Annotated in this window: 18 protein-coding genes; 13 read left to right on the top strand and 5 right to left on the bottom strand. The window is 43.9% G+C overall.

Annotation, left to right across the window (positions count from 1 at the left end):
* Positions 1-2: 2 nt before the first annotated feature.
* From ABIO93_RS25430 to ABIO93_RS25415, 4 genes are all read right to left on the bottom strand, one after another.
* Positions 3-1,175, bottom strand: a complete 1,173-nt coding sequence (locus ABIO93_RS25430; RefSeq protein ID WP_348072812.1) for an AAA family ATPase — start codon at positions 1,173-1,175, stop codon at positions 3-5.
* 270 nt (positions 1,176-1,445) lie between these two features.
* Positions 1,446-2,486, bottom strand: a complete 1,041-nt coding sequence (locus ABIO93_RS25425; RefSeq protein WP_348072811.1) for a macro domain-containing protein — start codon at positions 2,484-2,486, stop codon at positions 1,446-1,448.
* An 81-nt stretch (positions 2,487-2,567) separates the two neighbouring features.
* Entirely contained in the window at positions 2,568-3,041 is a 474-nt protein-coding gene (locus ABIO93_RS25420; protein ID WP_348072810.1) for a hypothetical protein, read from the bottom strand.
* An 88-nt stretch (positions 3,042-3,129) separates the two neighbouring features.
* A complete protein-coding gene (locus ABIO93_RS25415) occupies positions 3,130-3,339 on the bottom strand; it encodes a helix-turn-helix transcriptional regulator (RefSeq protein WP_348072809.1) in 210 nt (69 codons plus the stop codon).
* A gap of 89 nt (positions 3,340-3,428) precedes the next feature.
* Between ABIO93_RS25415 and ABIO93_RS25410 the strand changes: the two genes are divergently transcribed.
* The 5 genes from ABIO93_RS25410 to ABIO93_RS25390 all read left to right on the top strand — a co-directional run bounded on the left by ABIO93_RS25410 (position 3,429) and on the right by ABIO93_RS25390 (position 9,213).
* A complete protein-coding gene (locus tag ABIO93_RS25410; RefSeq protein ID WP_348072808.1) occupies positions 3,429-3,773 on the top strand; it encodes a SymE family type I addiction module toxin in 345 nt (114 codons plus the stop codon).
* Positions 3,774-4,355: 582 nt separating this feature from the next.
* Positions 4,356-6,050, top strand: coding sequence for a tetratricopeptide repeat protein (locus tag ABIO93_RS25405; RefSeq protein WP_348072807.1), 1,695 nt, complete (start codon positions 4,356-4,358; stop codon positions 6,048-6,050).
* A 173-nt stretch (positions 6,051-6,223) separates the two neighbouring features.
* Positions 6,224-6,832 (top strand): dihydrofolate reductase family protein, encoded by a 609-nt coding sequence (locus ABIO93_RS25400; protein WP_348072806.1) that lies wholly within the window; start codon positions 6,224-6,226, stop codon positions 6,830-6,832.
* Positions 6,833-6,929: 97 nt separating this feature from the next.
* The gene (locus ABIO93_RS25395; protein WP_348072805.1) at positions 6,930-8,162 is read left to right on the top strand and encodes an alpha/beta hydrolase-fold protein; all 1,233 of its coding nucleotides are present in this window, start codon (positions 6,930-6,932) and stop codon (positions 8,160-8,162) included.
* 100 nt (positions 8,163-8,262) lie between these two features.
* The gene (locus tag ABIO93_RS25390; protein WP_348072804.1) at positions 8,263-9,213 is read left to right on the top strand and encodes a bifunctional helix-turn-helix transcriptional regulator/GNAT family N-acetyltransferase; all 951 of its coding nucleotides are present in this window, start codon (positions 8,263-8,265) and stop codon (positions 9,211-9,213) included.
* An 11-nt stretch (positions 9,214-9,224) separates the two neighbouring features.
* Here the strand turns inward: ABIO93_RS25390 and ABIO93_RS25385 are convergent, their stop codons facing one another.
* Positions 9,225-9,848 (bottom strand): helix-turn-helix domain-containing protein, encoded by a 624-nt coding sequence (locus ABIO93_RS25385; RefSeq protein WP_348072803.1) that lies wholly within the window; start codon positions 9,846-9,848, stop codon positions 9,225-9,227.
* A gap of 145 nt (positions 9,849-9,993) precedes the next feature.
* Here ABIO93_RS25385 and ABIO93_RS25380 point away from each other — a divergent pair, with 145 nt between their 5' ends.
* The 8 genes from ABIO93_RS25380 (at position 9,994) to ABIO93_RS25345 (ending at position 17,437) form a co-directional block, all read left to right on the top strand.
* Positions 9,994-12,237 carry a transferrin receptor-like dimerization domain-containing protein gene (locus tag ABIO93_RS25380; protein WP_348072802.1) on the top strand — a complete coding sequence of 748 codons (2,244 nt, stop codon included), beginning with the start codon at positions 9,994-9,996 and terminating at the stop codon, positions 12,235-12,237.
* Between the two features lie 100 nt (positions 12,238-12,337).
* Complete coding sequence (locus ABIO93_RS25375; protein ID WP_348072801.1) at positions 12,338-13,081, top strand: hypothetical protein; 744 nt, start codon at positions 12,338-12,340, stop codon at positions 13,079-13,081.
* Between the two features lie 81 nt (positions 13,082-13,162).
* Positions 13,163-13,672, top strand: a complete 510-nt coding sequence (locus tag ABIO93_RS25370) for a sigma-70 family RNA polymerase sigma factor (RefSeq protein ID WP_348072800.1) — start codon at positions 13,163-13,165, stop codon at positions 13,670-13,672.
* 5 nt (positions 13,673-13,677) lie between these two features.
* On the top strand, positions 13,678-14,319 hold the full coding sequence (locus ABIO93_RS25365; protein WP_348072799.1) for a hypothetical protein: 642 nt from the start codon (positions 13,678-13,680) through the stop codon (positions 14,317-14,319).
* A gap of 169 nt (positions 14,320-14,488) precedes the next feature.
* Positions 14,489-14,938, top strand: coding sequence for a YMGG-like glycine zipper-containing protein (locus tag ABIO93_RS25360; RefSeq protein ID WP_348072798.1), 450 nt, complete (start codon positions 14,489-14,491; stop codon positions 14,936-14,938).
* A 208-nt stretch (positions 14,939-15,146) separates the two neighbouring features.
* On the top strand, positions 15,147-15,725 hold the full coding sequence (locus ABIO93_RS25355; RefSeq protein ID WP_348072797.1) for a hypothetical protein: 579 nt from the start codon (positions 15,147-15,149) through the stop codon (positions 15,723-15,725).
* A 73-nt stretch (positions 15,726-15,798) separates the two neighbouring features.
* The gene (locus tag ABIO93_RS25350) at positions 15,799-16,710 is read left to right on the top strand and encodes an alpha/beta hydrolase-fold protein (RefSeq protein ID WP_348072796.1); all 912 of its coding nucleotides are present in this window, start codon (positions 15,799-15,801) and stop codon (positions 16,708-16,710) included.
* Positions 16,711-16,744: 34 nt separating this feature from the next.
* Entirely contained in the window at positions 16,745-17,437 is a 693-nt protein-coding gene (locus ABIO93_RS25345; RefSeq protein WP_348072795.1) for an aspartate/glutamate racemase family protein, read from the top strand.
* Positions 17,438-17,465: the final 28 nt, after the last annotated feature.

Below are 17,465 nucleotides of genomic sequence, written 5' to 3'. Positions count from 1 at the left end.
GTTTACTGTTCAATGAACTCATTTACCCCGTGAGTAATAAGTTTTAGTTTCGGTGTTATCATGAAGGGAGAGTGTGTCGCAATTATTAGCCCGGCTATGTTGAATTTTATGATATCTGTAAGAATCATTTCTTGCCAAGCTATTGAGAGAGAGAGCTCAGGTTCATCGATTATAACATATGTTTCTTCTGGCGCAGTCAATAAATAACTGAAAAGCGATAAGATTTGTTTTTCTCCTGCTGATAAAATGTCGAGTGGCTGTAAGTCTTTTTTAACTGAAAATTCGACCGCGAGTACCATAGTTTTCGATGCAGAAATGATTTTTTTATCAGATGAGAGATATCTGTTGCACACTTCCAGGTAGTTCTTTACAATATGGTCATTCTTAGGGTCCGAGAGAAGGTTTTGGATGTGATACCTAACATCCTCCATTCCAAATTCTATCAATTCCAAGTGGAAATTTTTGTCAAGCCTACTAGTCCATCTCTCGAAATCTCTTTTTGTCCAAATTGCATCAAACAGCCCAAGAATGTCGGTCTCTGTCTCACTAAATCTGCTGGGTTCAGAACTATTTTTCTCATCCTGGATCTTATAATTTATTTCAGGAAACAGTTGTTTGATATGCTGGGCGAGTCTCTTCCCTATGTCTCCATAAAGAATTTCATAGCTTCTTTCGATTCGTCGGTAAGTCGGCAGATAAATTAAATTTACTTTCCACGGGAATTTGGGACTTCCTGTTTTAACTTTTTCAAGCTCCTTCATTATTGAAAATATTAGGCTTATAGGAATATCATAATTTCCATCTAAGCCGGATACGAGAGTGTCATCGTTTAGAAGTTGCTCAGTAGTATATTTCGGCAACTCTTGATGAATGAAGTCGCGATAGGTTGGATATTCTCCTGCCAGTTTGTTTATTACTGAGGTTGGAACGGATTCGTCAGTATGTTGATCGTGTGAAAATACATAAAGACAATTGTCGATAATCATTTCAATTTTATTAAATTCATAATCCTTTAACGACTTCCATTGTTTTGCAAGAAATAGGTAAATAATTCTCAATATTGTGGTCTTGCCGGCGCCATTTTCTCCCACAAGAATTATTTTATTGTCGTAGAATGGAATCCTTACGTCTTTTACCCCAAATAGCTTTTCAATAAATAGCGATTGTATGTTCATTGGCTAATATGTGTTATCTTTTTAATAATTACTTGCTATTGTTTGGTAGTATCTGTCAACCAAATCGTTTGAGCAACTAGTTTCTCTCAGTACTCATCAATAAAAATAGTAGTGGATTGGCCTCGTTTCCGGAGTACTTCAATCTGTCGGGAATTGCATAAAGGAAATTGTTCTAGGAAAACACGAAAGATTTTTTCTCGTCTCTTCAAAGAGTGTGATTTAATTTTCTAATTTTCAACAGAACCATTCTCTGTTTAAAACTCATTCAAATCACCTACCTCCATGCCTCCTCAAATGCCCCAGCGCAATCTCAACATACTCCCTCTTAATTAACTCACTTTTCCTCTTACTCCAAGCTTTTATCTTTTCCATAATCTCATCAATCCCAAACTCCGGATTGTTTTGAATGATAAAATCAGTGGTTGCCAATATTTCGAGAGATAAATCCGAGCTGAATCCGTCGATTAATGTGAGAAGCTTTTGGTTGATTGCTTTTGCCTCAGGACTGAGCTCGTTTTTGATGTAATCGTTTACTTCATGCCACTTTTCGTAATTGAGCATGAGCGGCTCGAATGCCTTGACTTCTCCTTGCTCCATTCCTTTTAAAAACACGCCATTCAATGCATAGAGCACTTTTTCAACGCCAGTCGCATAAGGACCATAATGTTGTGCGGTGAATGTTAGTTTCAATGGTTGGCCGAGTCTCTGATAGAAGTACGCCAGCTTGTTGGCCGCAAAAAGGCTGCTGTGCTCGCCCATACTTTCGTAAGCAAACAATGCATATAGCAGCTGCGCGCGGGCAGGAGTTAGCTTCGCTGTTTTGGTCGTAGCTTGCTTTTGTAAGATTGCCTTGATATGAGCATTAGGCTCAAAGACAACAATTTCTGAATTGAGTGAGCCCAAATGTTTTTCGACCAGGGGTTTAACAATATTCCAATCCAATCCACCATTTCCGCAGCCAAGGGGAGGAAGGGCAATGCTCGAAACTTTTTGCTCCGATATGAGCTCTCGCAATGCAACGAGACCGTCTTCTATGTAGGAATATTCAGAAGGTTTTCGCCAATGCGTTTTCGTCGGGAAGTTGAAAATCAGCCGTTTGCCCAAAAGCATACTATTGTCCCAAACAGCCAGAAGTTTGCCCGGAGCAAGCTCGTGACGTTTACACGCGTCCGCATAGACTTTGTAGTTATGTGGAAATGCCTCTTTGAATTGCAGGGCAATGCCTTTCCCCATTACTCCGACGGTGTTGACGGTGTTTACTAAAGCCTCTGTTTTGGCTTGGAGCATATCTCCTGTCAAAAATTGTATCATATGCGAGGGTAAGTGGAAAACATATATGTTCTAAGTTTGCCTATCGGTATATATAAAAGCGTTTGAAATCTTTCCCAGGAATTATTGGTTCTTTTTTGCTTCTCGTCTTTTTTTAAATGCTGCATTTGATTTTTCCATTTGGGTTTTCGGCTCTAAATCTTTCAATTTTTCAGGTTTAGGGCCTCCGTCTGTATATTTTATCCCTTTTAATATTCCATTGGCAGATCCTCCGGCATCATTGAACCCTTGACCATTGGTCCTGCCGACAGCTAACACAATTAGCGCGTCTGAGCCTGCTCGACAAGCTAAGGGTCTGCCGATATCAATCACTTTGTTTAAGCCTTTACCATGAAAAGCTGATTTACCCGTCTTTGTATCAATTATACAAATTGTTTCAAAAGGCCTTTTGATGTCCTTTTCGTCGATAAATATATCCAGTGAACAGTCTCGTTCCCGTTCAGGATAGTTCCTAGTGACTGTCAGAGAAGATTTTTTCGCGCAAAACGTCAATGCTAGTGCAAGTACTGTGATAATTGTTTTGGAATACAGCTTCATAAAAGAGGATTTTAAAATAAGGCAATTTTGAAACAATGGACTTTTAGTGGTCTTTGCAGAACTAATTACTTGACCTTTCTCTCGTCACTTAACTGGTTGTGGAAACCAACAACTCCCGAATATCAACCTTCAAAAAAACCGAAATCGCATAAAGCGTCTCTACCGAAGGCTGCACCTCGTTTGTACACCACCGTGATACAGTCGACTCAGTTTTGTCCATATGTTTAGCCAAATCCTTACTGGTAAGGTTCTTTTCCACTAAAAGGACTTTTATTCTATTAAGACGTAATTTTGACACTGGACGCTTATTATTTGCTTTCTGATAGCAAAGTCGGCAAATTTTCTGCGTCCATGAAATGCCTCAATATAGCAGTAAATTATGTTTTAATGCGTACTTATTTTGTTATTAGTATTTTTCGTAATACTATTGTAGCAAATAATTATGCTATGACACACCAAGAAAAAATTTCAAAATCAGGCGAAAAGCAACTAAAAATTTGCGAAAAGTACTATCAGCGGGAAAATTTCAAGGCCGTGTTTTTTCCGGAGATCAGGCTTGCCGGGAAGTGGCTGCAGGATTTGGGGTTTGAATGTGGGGAGGCGGTGACGGTAAAGTATTCTCAACATAAATTGGAGATTACTTTGGTGCCGCCGGTTGTTATTGAAGTTGTTCCGGTTCGGAAGAAGAGGGTTTCTAAGAAGGTTGGGTTTGTGGCGTTTGATGATAGGTAGGGTTGTTTTGGGCTGCCTGGTTGGTTGGTGTTAACTGGTTTATTGCTTTTTCTATCGCCTGCCTCCGGTTCTTTGTTCTTTTGTCTTGATACAAAAAGAACCGCGCGGCGACCGCCAAAAAATCAAGGCAAAATAATGCTTCCGCTCTCAGGGCCAGCGCGCACCCCGCTTTTTTGCCGGCCCCACGCACACATTATGCTTAAAGGAAGGTAGACTTTCTGTTTAATAGAGAATCAAGCAATCGAGTCACTGACAATAGAGCGTTGGCCTGGCGAAAAAGCGGGGGGAGCGTAAGGTATGAGCATGGAAGCTTTTTTTCGCCTTGATTTTTTTGCGGACGCCGCGCGGTTACTCTTTTGTATCAAGACAAAAAGTAAGGCAAAGAGAAAGTGGAATAAGCTATAAATTCTATTCAAAAGCAAAAAACCTTACTTCCCTCAAAACTACATTCATTATAAACAAACTAGATGAATGTGGATAACTGGCCTTGATCTGGGAACCAATTAATAAGAAGAAAATAGGAATTGACTGAAATACATTAAATTAGGAAACTAACTAAACGTACCTCGACTAATTCTTGAAATGAAAAAACTTCTCCTCTTCAGCCTCATGGCGGTGGCGACCGCCGGTTATTCCCAACACGACCATCACGTAGACGACAACAAAGCCAATCACAGCCATCTTGCCCATATGCAGGCGTCGCGGGCTACGACTTTTTACATTCACAACCTGCCTGCACCGAAACTGATGACCGGCATCGGGAAGTCGGCGATGAAGATTGTGACGACTTCTGAAAAAACGCAGGCTTACTACAACCAGGGGCTGAACCTGATGCATGATTTTTGGGATTTTGAGGCTTACCGGGCTTTCAAAGAGGCGATTGCGAATGATTCGGCTGCGGTAATGCCTTATGTCGGACTGGTGCAGGCGCTGGGGTCGGATGAAGACAGTGTACTCACGGCCCAGAAAAAGCTGGCGATCGGGAAGCTTAAAAGATTGGTCAAAAAAGCCAATGAGCACGAAAAGCTATACGCCGAAATTGCACTGCTGAGCGATTCGCTGAAAGACAAGGCTTATCCCGAAATGCTGAAAAAATACGAGGTTATCGTTCACAAATTCCCGGATGATATCGATGCTAAGTTAATGCTGGCCCTGGGTAAAATGGAGGGTTTCGATGATGATATGAACCCGAATGACGGGCAAATGTATGCAGAGTTTTTGTTGAAAGATGTCCAACGCATTGACCCACAAAATCACGCATTTAACCATTACTGGATCCATTTGATGGAGCATTGCTGTCCTGAACGGGCGCTCGAAAGTGCGGATGTGCTGGCGTCGCTCGCACCCGCTTCCGGGCACATCGTACACATGCCGGGGCACATATACAACCGGGTGGGGGATTACAAAAAGGCGCATGATGCATTTGTGGCGGCGGTGAAAACGGATTCGGCATATATGAAAAACGAGGGCGTGCAGGAGGTGGATAACTGGAACTACATTCACAACATCAACTACCTGATCAGCAACTGCGCCCACGACGGGAGGCATAATGAGGGGCTGTACTATGCCGAAAAATTGAAGAAAATGCCGATCACGAAGGAGCGCAAGAAGATTTATGACGGCACATTTTTCCGTCAGGGTATCCTGGCCCCGGCGCGGATGGAAATGGCTTTCGGGTATTGGGACAAGGCGGCGGCACAGCTGGAACTGATTGTGGACAAAGACTCGGTTTTCAACAATTCGAATATGGCTTTCAAGGACGCTATCCTGCAATTTGTAAAAGGCATGGACGCGATCAGCAAGGGAAAAACGGAGGAGGCTTTGCAGTATTCCAATGGCCTGGATGCGTTTTTGTGGCGCAATGAAAAGCAGGCCGGGAAGGATAGTATATTAAATAAAAGGAATCAAAGCATGCTCAATGTTTCGTCGCTGGAACTGCAGGGTTGCGTCAAAACTGCGCAGGGCAAATACGACGAGGCCATTAAGCTCCTCGAAAAAGCACAAAAAGGGGAGATCGCATTGGGTTACAGTGAGCCGCCAAATTACCCGCGCCCCGTGGCGATCAGTCTCGCTACGGCTTACGAAAAAGCCGGGAGACCGGATAAGGCCGTGGAGGTTTACGAAAGTGTTTTGAAAAGGTATCCGGGTAGCGGACTTGGATTGGCGGGACTGGTGAAGGTTTATACCAAAAAAGGTGACACCGCCAAGGCGAAGGAAAACGAGGTAAAGCTGAAAGAGGTGATGAAATTTGGGGATAAGGGGGTTTTTGGAAAGTAGTCAGGAGTTGTCAGGTATGGTCATTTGTTGTTCGGGATGGTTCGGCATTGTTTGGGAGATAAAATATTTGACGCAATTGGCCCATATGAATGTCGTTTTTACCACCTGTGGGTTTGTTAGAATGCATTTAGATTTGCATTATCAAACATTTACAAACTTTAACCAGCAACACAATGAGAAGGATCATCATCAATGAACATATAAGTCTGGACGGCGTGATACAGGCGCCGGGAGGACCTGACGAAGATACCACCGACGGTTTCAAACTGGGCGGTTGGAGCGCGAACTATGGGGACGATATATCAGGAAAAACGATCATTGATGCCATTCAAGAGGATTATGATCTACTTTTGGGGCGTGTTACCTATGACATTTGGGAGCCATATTGGCCATTTCAAACCGGCCCGATTGCGGACAAATTCAATGGTATCAAGAAGTACGTGGCTACCCGTACGTTGAAAGAATCCAGCTGGGAAGGCACTGTTTTGTTGAATGGCGATACCATCGAGCAAGTTAAAGAATTAAGAGCCAGCGACGGGATCGATTTGCATATGTGGGGTAGTGCCGATTTTATCCAATCCCTCTTCCAACATGGCCTGATCGATCAAATGAACCTCTGGATCTATCCGGTGGTGTTGGGTAAAGGCAAAAAACTATTCGCCGCGGGTACACTTCCGGGCGGTTTCAAATTGATTAAACATGCTATGGCTTCTACTGGGTTGATATTTGCCAGTTATGAAGCGAATGGAGAGGTGCAGGTTGGGCGCATCGGGGAAGAATAGGTTAACTGACAGGAAGTTTATTGGTTGAAAAAGGACAATTCCATATTGATCTGAAAATTGATAATTTAGGTCTTTCAATATATCCTTTCCGCCAGCCATGAAAAAAATTTTCTTTTTTATCCTTTTAACAACTTCCTACCTCGCTTCGGCGCAGGACAAAAACATCATCGCAATCGGCAAGATCGATAGCATTCAATCGAAAATATTGGGCGAAATGCGGAAGGTGTGGGTGCATGTGCCTGGTGGCGGACTTCATGGAAAAACACGCTACCCGGTGGTTTACTTGCTGGACGGCGATGCACATTTTACTTCGGTGGTGGGGATGATCCAGCAGTTGAGCTCGGTGAATGGCAATAACTTTTGCCCTGAAATGATCGTTGTGGCGATACCCAATACCGATCGCAGAAGGGATTTGACGCCGACGCATGTCGACAGTGACCCGCCATTTATGGATAGCACGTTTTCCAAAAATACCGGTGGAGGCAACAATTTCCTTTCTTTTATTGAAAAAGAACTCATCCCGCATATCGACTCATTGTATCCCACGGAACCCTATAAAATGCTCATTGGACACTCGTTTGGAGGTTTGGCGGTGATGAATGCATTAGTCAATCGTCCAAAGCTTTTCAATAGCTACATCTGCATTGACCCCAGCATGTGGTATGACCATATGAATTTTTTGAAAACGACGAAAAAAGCCCTCAGCACGCAAAAATTTGCGGGAACTTCGCTATACCTGGGCATTGCTAATACGATGAGCGAAGGAATGACGCTCGCCAAACTGCCGAAAGATACTACCGCCATGAACGGCCACATCCGCTCGATATTTGAGCTGGACAAACACGCGAAGGCCAATCCGCAAAACGGCTTGAGATATAAAAGCAAGTATTATCCCGACGACACCCACAGTTCCGCGCCGCTGATTACCGAATATGACGCGCTCCGGTTTATTTTCGATTTTTACCCGCTGAACCTGACCCAAAAGGATTTTAACGACAGTACCACTGCCCTCGCGGACAAATATCTGAAGCATTACACCCTGGTATCCAAACAGATGGGGCACAAAGTGGCGCCTCCCGAAAACGCAATCAATACAATGGGTTACCAGGCACTCGGCAGCAAACAATTCCGGAAAGCGGAGAGCTTGTTCAAACTCAACATCGCCAATTATCCTGAAAGCGGCAATGTCTATGATTCTTACGGGGATTATTTCGTAGCAAAAAAAGACAATGCTAGTGCCATTGCGCAATTTGAAAAAGCGCTGTCTGTCATGGAGAATGCGGATACCCGGAAGAAGCTGGATGAGCTGCGGACGAGGGGGGGGAAGTGATGTAAGCTCTATTGCCTGGAAGCTTCTGCCATTCAGAGCTTGTGTGGTAATTCTTTTTATTCTAAATTTGCATAACCAATTATGTAATTAGCTATACAAAATGAATTTCTTCAAAAAAACGGGCAAAATGGCGCTTGGGAGCCGTCTCAGGATGCTGACTGCGAAGATCACGGATGATGCGTCGTCGATTTACTATCTATATGGAATTGACATGCAGCCTAAATGGTTTCCGGTTTTTTACGTCCTTTCCGAGCAGGAAGATGTCACAATCACTGAAATCGCGACAGAGATCGGGCATTCGCAGCCTTCGGTGAGTAAGATCATCCGGGAAATGGCTGAGAAGGGGTTAGTGATTGAGAAGAAGGATCAAGCAGACGGGCGACGCAATGTGGTGCAGCTTTCGGACGCCGGGAAGGAAATTATCCTAAAAATTCAGTCGCAATATGATGATGTGAACAATGCGATAGAGGACATTTCGGCCCAGGCGAATCATGATTTATGGAAAGCGATTGAAGAATGGGAATTCCTATTGGAACAAAAATCATTGCTCCAGCGCGTGAAGGAGACGCGCAAGGCACGGGAAAGTGCTTATGTTGAAATTGTATCGTACGAGCCAAAATATCAGTCAGCGTTTAGGGAGTTGAATGTGGAATGGATCTCGACCTACTTTAAAATGGAGGAAGCGGACTATAAAACGCTCGATAATCCGCAACCGTATATCCTCGACCGTGGCGGAGACATTCTGGTAGCTTTGTATAAAAGTGAGCCGGTCGGTGTTTGCGCGCTGATCAGAATGGATGATCCTGAATTTGATTTTGAGTTGGCAAAAATGGCAGTTTCACCGAAAGCGCAGGGCATGAACATTGGCTGGCTGCTGGGTAATGCGGCCATTGAAAAAGCGAAATCAATGGGAGCCAGATCACTTTATCTTGAAAGTAATACCGTTCTGAAACCTGCGATCAGCTTGTATCATAAGCTGGGTTTTCAAAAAATAGCTGGCCGTGAGACGCCTTACGAGCGATCTAACATCCAGATGAAGCTGGTTTTGTAAATATTAAGGTTTTACTGAATAATCTTCAAACTAGTCGAATAAACGTCTTCCTCGCCTTTTGTGATTTTGAAGGTACTGGCAATAATAAAAATGCTGTTGGCAACATATAGGAATAAAATAATTTTCATGACCATCATCGCATCTATGAGATATCCATCAACAAGTAAAAGCCCCCACATCCCACCTAGCATGGTAAAAAACGCTAATCCGTAAACGATAATAGCCCAGGCAATCTGAACATTCAGGATGCGTTTTCCTAATTCTTTTACCCCTGCTATTTTATTTTTTCTATAAATCCAGAAACCCAGCGGAAGCAGAATGTTACCAAACGGAAAAACCCAAAACGATAGTGCGGAAAGGTTCATTAGTTTCAGAAATCCGAGATCTTCTTCAACGGGAACGTGTGGTTTCTCTATTAGTTCGGACAAGGAGTCTAGTTCAGACAATGATTCAATGGGTACTTCCAGCGCACGGGCAAGAAGTCTTACCGTTTCGCCTCTGGGTTCCGCATTTCCAGCCTCGATTCTTTGTAATGTGCGCAAGTTAATACCTGCTTGTTGAGCCAATGCTTCCTGCGAAAGGCCCTTACTCTTACGTAACGTACGGATTTGTTCGGCTATCGTTAGTTTGTTCATAGTGAAGTTTTTTTGAACAAATTTAATGTGAAATGTAATAAATGATAGCGGCGATTAGGCGGCATTGTCACGGCAATGAGGATTTTGTGATAAAATTTTTATCTTACACTGCCGCCACGATCCATAAAACACTCTTTCCTTTACTATGCTTCACATTTTCACAAAAACAACAACTTACATTGCCCTGTTTTGCCTGGTACTTTCAGGCGAAGTCGTCGCGCAGCAACTCATGGGTTTCAGCGTCGAAACTGCAAAAAAGGAACTGGATCTTGAAACAGCTTTCGACAAGCAGCTTCAAGCCAATAACCTTCGTGACTGGATGAAACACATGACGGCTTATCCACATCAGGTAGGGTCGGCCTATGGATTGAAGAATGCGCTCTTTATCAAAGACAAACTCACTTCGTGGGGATTTGAAACGCATATTGACACAGTCCATGTGCTTTTCCCGACTCCTAAAACCCGGATCGTTGAACTGACGGAGCCTACGAAATTCAAAGCTTCTTTAGTCGAAAAACCGTTTAAAGAAGATGCGACTTCGGCTCAGACAAAAGATGTTTTGCCGCCTTATCACGCTTATTCTGCCAATGGAGATGTTACCGCCGAACTGGTTTTTGTGAATTACGGCATCCCTGATGACTATGAAGAGCTTGCCAAGCTGGGTATTGATGTAAAAGGCAAGATTGTGATTGCCAAATACGGTAACTCGTGGCGTGGTATCAAGCCCAAAGTCGCTTACGAGCACGGGGCGATCGGCTGCATTATTTATTCAGATCCTAAGGAGGACGGTTATTTTCAGGGAGATGTTTATCCAAAAGGCGCTTTTAAAAACGAAACAGGTGCGCAGCGTGGCTCAGTCGTAGATCTGCCGCAAGCACCCGGCGATCCGCTGACCAATGGTTTTGTAGCGAGCGCGGAAAATAAGCGTTTATCTGTCGCAGATGCGCCTAGCATGATGAAAATTCCAGTTCTGCCTATCTCCTATTCGGATGCATTGCCTTTGTTAAAAGCATTGGGTGGCCAGGTAGCGCCAGCCGCCTGGCGTGGCGCTCTACCAATCACCTACCACATTGGCCCCGGACCGGCGAAGGTGCACTTGAAGCTGGAATTCAATTTCGACATTGTGCCATGCTATAATGTCATCGCAACATTAAAAGGTAGCGAATTTCCGGATCAATGGGTCGTGCGCGGTAACCACCACGATGCCTGGGTATTTGGCGCGGCCGATCCCGTGAGTGGCGCAGTGGCTGAGCTGGAAGAAGCGCGGGCATTGGGAGAACTTGTGAAAACCGGCTGGAAACCCAAAAGAACGATCATGTACTGCTGGTGGGATGGCGAAGAGCCCGGCCTGCTGGGCTCTACAGAATGGGTTGAGAAATATAAAACCACACTTTCGGAGAAAACCGTCGTGTACCTCAACACCGATGGCAACGGGCGCGGCTTCCTGAGCGCGGGCGGCTCCCATACATTGGAAAAATTCATCAATCAGGTTGGCCGCGATGTGGTCGACCCGGAAAAAGGAACCAGTGTGATAGAGCGCCTGCGTTCGCGCACCATCGTTAGCGGCAGCCCTACCGCTAAGTTGGAAGCCCGCAGCCGTGCAGACTTACGCATCGGAGCACTAGGTTCCGGTTCTGACTATACGCCATTCATTCAGCACTTGGGGATTGCTTCGCTGAACCTGGGCTATGGAGGCGAAGACGATGGGGGCGAGTACCATTCTATTTTTGATTCTTATGACGATTATGTCCGTTTCAAAGACGGCGATTTTGCGTACGGTGTGGCTCTGGCCAAAACAGTTGGGCGGTCGGTACTGCGGTTTGCCAATGCCGAAATCCTTCCTTTCGATTTCAGCAACTTCTCCAATACCGTTCAGATGTACGCGACGGATGTGAAAAAGCAACTGGAAACTGCCCGTACCACTGCGGAAGAGCACAACAAATTACTCGCAGAAGGCCGTTTTGAAGCAGTCTCTGACCCTAAGGAACCCAAACAGAGCATTGCGGCTCAACCAGTCGCGCCTTATCTGAACTTTGCTCCTTTGGATAACGCATTGATCACATTGCAGGAAAGTGCAAACGCCTACACCGCCGCTATCAACAAAGGCGGGAACATTCCGGCCGATAAACTTGCTCAGTTGAACCAAACGCTTTATAAAACAGAACGTTACCTGATCAATCCAGCAGGTCTTCCCCGCCGGCCATGGTACAAGCATCAGATTTACGCACCGGGTTATTACACAGGTTATGGCGTAAAGACGCTCCCCATGATCCGTGAAGCGATTGAACAGAAGAACTGGGCTGAGGCAGAACAAGGAATTTTAAGAGTTAGCGAGGTTTTGAAGGCGTTTAGTGGGGAGATTGATAAGGCTGTGGGGTTGGTGAAATAAGGATATATTTTCATAGATATTTTTCTTATTTGACTGTTTTTGGTAAAATAAGGTCGTAGAAAAAACCTTATTTTACCAAAAACAGGTGTTTAAGCTGATCGTGAGACCAATTCTTGTTATTCTGTTTTCGCTGTTGACTTTTGTCACCTCCGCGCAAGTCACCATTGTTTCCAAAAACAATTTCAACTTTGTCAAGGGAAATTATTCAGCAAAAAGCACAAATACTGAATTACTGGGTATCGCAGCCCAAACTATCCAGCCTCAAACAGAAACAGCTTCTACTGACTCTAATCTAGCTTTTTTGTTTCCTCCTAATGATGGCATTGTATTATTTAGTTCCAAAAACCTTACAAGAGAAAACATTTCTGGGAAATTGTCGGCAGCTTCTCTGGCGAGAATAGATACCATCTTCTACAATCAGGCATACCGCAGCGAAACCGGCTCGGCATTCACTTTTGATATCGTTTACGCTTACAGTATCAATCAAAAAACTTACTACACCGATTTTCGTCCTCACGACTTTGTTCCATTCAAATATCCATTGAAGGACCACAATCAGCTTTTGGTGCTAGCCGGGCAATCTACGGGCTACGATATGTATGCAGATAATGGCTATCCTGATCATTTTCATACCATCGTTTTTTCATATACAGGAAACTCTATAAGGCTGTTTTTTGAAAGCAAGAAACTCCCGTTTCATTATGAAGATGAATTTTGGGAAGAGGAAACGAGTATGAAATCTAGCTACCATTCCAGCAAAAAGGAGCTCTGCATTGAAATAAAAGGAAAGCCGCGCTACAAGGCCGTCTGGAATGGCCGCGAATTAAAAACACCGGATTTGTGACATTCCATTCCTTGCTGCGAATAATTACAAAAACAGTCTATTCTGCTTAAATTATTCGAACATGAGAAATCGAACAAACCAATGTCCCTGAACCGCGATGCACAGCATTTTCTGACTATTATTGAGGCCAACAAGGGCATTATTTATAAGGTGGCCAATGCTTATTGCCGCGACACGGAAAACAGGAAAGACCTAATTCAGGAAATAACCATTCAATTGTGGCTCGCGTTTCCGAAATACGACGAGTCATACCGGATCACAACATGGATGTACCGCATTGCTTTAAACGTCTCCATTTCGTTTTACAGAAAAGAAAACCACAGAAGCGGAATTGCCCAGCCTTTGCATCCCGAAATCATTTCTCTGCAAGAGGACAATGAGGTACCGGACCCAGACTCAGATATTACTTTACTCCACCGGTTTATCAAAGAGCTCAAAGAAATAGACCGGGCGATTATCCTTTTGTACCTGGAAGAAAACAGCCAGCAGGAAATCGCAGAAATGCTCGGTATCACTCCTACCAATGTTTCTACAAGGATTTTGAGGATAAAAGAACAGATCAGACTAAAATTTTCAGCATTAAAATCATAACTGCCATGGAAGACAAAGAATGGATTGCGCTTTGGAAGTCGTACGATCAAAAACTGGACAATAACCTGATCCTGAACCGGAAAAATGCCGAAGACATTACGCGAATCAAGATCAAGTCGCTGCTCGGTTCAATGAAACCTTTGAAAATCTTTACGATTGTCACGGGGATTTTGTGGGCCGTATTTGTGGATACGTTGATCGTGGCCACATTTCATTTTGCCAGCCCCTTTTTCCTTATTTCGGCGGCCATTCAGGTGTTATTGACTAAACTGGCCATCGGAATTTATCTGTACCAAATGGTCCTCATTTACCAAACAGACATCAGCGAACCGCTACTGGCCACGCAAGAAAGGATCGCACGTTTGCAATCTTCGACAATCTGGGTCACTCGTTTTCTCTTTCTTCAATTCCCGGTCTGGACCACCTTTTACATTGGCGACGGTCTGTTGAAAAACGGAGGTATAACCTGGTACGTCATCCAAGGCATTGTGACGCTAACATTTACAGGTTTAGCAGTCTGGTTTTTTGTGAATATAAAATATGAGAACCGCGAAAAGCAGTGGTTCAGACTGATTTTCAATGGAAAGGAGTGGGAGCCTGTGGTGAAAGCAATGGGGATGCTGCGGGAAATTGAGAGTTATAGGTAGGCGGATTCCGACCTTACATCCTTGTAAATCTAACACTGGATGTTATAATTGCAAGGATGAGAGTTCCCATCAAAAGTGAGAAAAGTTGGTTTGCCACGCGTATTGCCACATTCTCTACCACTGGCATGGTTTTCGCTAATAAACGACTATAACCATCCATCTATATAAGATGAAATCATTCGTTTCAATGTTACTTGCGATTGCACTTTTAAACGCTTGTAACAGCAGTTCTAACAAACAAGAAGCAGTTTTAAAAGCACAACAGGCTACCATCGACTCTATGAAAGTCGCTATGGAAAAGCAAGCAGTTGTGGACTCCATGAATGCCGTCGCAGCACAGCGTGAGGAGGAAAGAATCAAGGAAGAAAAGCAGCAGATTGTCGCAAATAGCAACAATGCACCAGTAGCGGCTACTAGTACGACCACCAAAAAGAAAAAATGGAGCCACACAGCCAAAGGAGCGGTGGTAGGCGCAGGTACCGGAGCGATAACCGGGGCGATTGTTAACAAAAAACATGCAGAAGGCGCATTGATCGGTAGTTTGATCGGTGCCGGAGTAGGTGCCGGAACAGGCGCAATCGTAGATCATTCGAAAAAGAAAAAAGAGAGACAGCAATAAAATAAGTCTGAACAAATTCATCATCCCTGCAAATCTTACTCAATGTTAGAATTGCGGGGATGATTTCTTTTTAATCAAACCCGAAAATCTGATGGCCTGGAATCCTGAAACGTACAATCAATTCAAAAATTTCTTGTGTTTTATCCACTCAAAAAGGTTATTTTAGAAGCAACGTTCCAGCTAACACAACCACTTCCCCAACATCGTCATGATTACATCTCTCCGTATCCGTCAGAGCCTGGTCTGGGTAATTCAATCTTTGCTATTCTTCAAAAAACACTACATGATTATTCTCGCGCTGGGCATGGTCGCAGCGCTGGGCAGGGCGGCGCAACTTCGTGCCTTTGGCCCTATTTCGCCTATTGCAGACAATGCATTGGAGGTAATTATTCAGTTTGCACGAATCATGGTCTTTGTTTATGCATTGGGACTAACGAATGTAAAAAAAGGCATCGCGAGGATAAAGCTCCTGCTCACCAGCAAAGCCACCTGGAAAGAAAACAGCCGCATTGCCTTTCAAAAATTCAAAAAAGACTGGCGATCCATTGTGGCCAATTTTGTGATATATCTGCTGATCGCGTTGCTTGTAAATAAACTGATCGACTATGCGGCCTATCAAACCTGCCTCTACGCCAAGTTGAAGACCCATTCCATTATTTCCGGTGACTCCTCCGAGTGGGTCATCATTCTGTTTTTCAAGAATCTCTCGGTCATCCCTTTTACATTGATTTTCAATGCCGTGTTTTTGCTTTGGGTTACCAATAAAATGACCATCGGCAAGGAGTAACATGCGGTGAAGTCGGTTATTTGCTCCGTAAACTGGTAAAGATTAGATAGTTTTAGGAAAATTTATCCTTAGCATGAAAAAAAGGCGTAGAACAGGTTTACAAGGCAGCTTCTCGATCTGTATCCTCAGTGTTCTATTACTCATTTTTTGCGCAGCCACTTCATTTGGACAAGCAGAAAAAGACAAAAATGCACCCGCCAGCAAACCTTTTGTGCTAGGCGAAATCATCGAAATCCAATCCACTGAGTTATCCGAGAAACGCACACTGAACATTTACCTGCCGGAAGGTTATAACCCAGCCGATACCGCGCGGTACCCGGTCGTATATCTGCTCGACGGCTCGGCAGATGAAGATTTTATCCACATTGTCGGGTTATTTCAATTCAACAACTTCTCCTGGATCAACCGTGTACCAAAATCCATCATTGTCGGGATCGCCAATGTAGACCGAAAACGGGACTTTACTTTTCCAACAACCATTGCCGCTGATCTGAAAAACAACCCTACTACGGGAAAATCCGACCGGTTTATCAGTTTTATACAAAAAGAATTACAACTCTATATCGCTCAGAAATACAAAACCAATGCGTCTAAAATGATCATCGGGCAGTCGCTAGGCGGCCTCCTTGCTACTGAGATTCTATTCAAAAAGCCTTCATTATTCAACAAATACATCATTATAAGCCCCAGCTTATGGTGGGACAATGGATCGCTTTTGAATGCAAAACCCGAATTGCTGGAAAAGACATTTAATCAAAAAACAGAAATCTACATTGGTGTGGGTAAAGAAGGGCTTGCACCGACCCAGATCCCGCATGTGATGGAGGTAGATGCTAATTTATTGGTGGAAAAAATCAAGGGTTCTGAAAGTAAAAATGTGAAGGTATACTATGACTACCTGCCCGAAGAAGATCACGCCACGGTCACACACCAGGCCGTTTTTAATGCATTAAGGATCTTATATCCGGTTCAAAAGGCAAACTAATAGCAATGATATAAACAGATAAAAATTCAAAACCATGAAAAAAATCGGACTTGTAGGCGGTATGAGCTGGGTATCGACCATTGATTATTACCGGTTTATCAACGAAGGCATCAACGGGAAACTCGGCGGGCTCCATTTCGCAGAATGCATAATCTATTCCGTCAATTTCAATGATTTTGTATCCAATAACATCGCCGGCAATTGGGATGCTACTTATGAAATTATTTTGAATGCTTGTGAAAATCTGGAAAAAGCCGGGGCGGAGGCGATCGTTTTATGTGCCAACACGGCCCATGCAATTGCCGATCGGTTGGAAGCCAATTTTGCACTTCCTGTCATTCACATTGTTACTGCGACGGCTGATGCGATCAAAAAAAAGGGACTGGAAAAAGTGGGTTTGCTGGGTACGAAATTTACCATGGAAATGGATTTTTACAAAGACAAACTCATTTCCCTCGGCATAGAACCAATGGTTCCTGAAAGCCAGGAAACGAGGGATTTTATTCAACAAACACTCAAAGATGAATTGGGGAAAGGCATTATTCTGGAAGAAACGAAGCAGCGTTACATCAGTATCATCAACGAACTGATCGCAAATGGCGCGGAAGGCATCATACTGGGCTGTACCGAAATCCCCATGATTATCAGTCAGAAAGACGTTTCAGTTCCTGTGTTTGATACTACTGAAATACACTCACAGGCCGCAGTGACCTTTTCATTATCGTGATCTGAGCGCTTTGTTCAAGTAAAAAATC

Source organism: Dyadobacter sp., assembly GCF_039919315.1.
In the GTDB taxonomy this organism is placed as follows: domain Bacteria; phylum Bacteroidota; class Bacteroidia; order Cytophagales; family Spirosomataceae; genus Dyadobacter.
The sequence above is the reverse complement of the archived record's forward strand: the minus strand, read 5'-3'. Positions and strand labels throughout refer to the sequence as shown.